1 protein-coding gene is annotated in these 378 nt (G+C 57.1%); it reads right to left on the reverse strand.

Annotated features, from left to right (window positions below; all coding sequences use genetic code 11):
- A partial coding sequence (locus EN925_RS39520; RefSeq protein WP_164894870.1) for an AAA family ATPase occupies window positions 1-378 on the reverse strand: 378 nt, incomplete at both ends.

Consider the following 378-nt stretch of genomic DNA (forward strand, 5'->3'; position numbering starts at 1 on the left):
ATCGAAACCAATCGAGCTCGATTGCCGCACCGGCGGCCTTGATGGTTTTCAATATGCCGCCGAGCATGAGCAGGAACTGGCTCATCGACATCAGGTCGAGCATCTGCGGATGAACTGTAATGAGAACCGACGTCGCCGCCGACATGGCCGTCAACGTCAGGTAGCCAAGCTGGGGCGGGCAATCGACCACGACAACGTCATAGCGATCGTCGACCTCCGTTAGCGCCTTCGCCATGCGCGTGAAGAACTGGCGCCCGGCATTTGACGTCTTATCCTGCATGGCGAGGGGCGTGTCGTATTCGTATTCCTGCAATTCGAGATTGGCGGGGGTGATATCGAGACCTGGAAAATTTGTCGGGAGGATTACGTCCGCAATCG

Origin of the sequence: Mesorhizobium sp. M7A.F.Ca.US.006.04.2.1 (assembly GCF_004022915.1) — a bacterium.
Lineage (GTDB): Bacteria > Pseudomonadota > Alphaproteobacteria > Rhizobiales > Rhizobiaceae > Mesorhizobium > Mesorhizobium ciceri.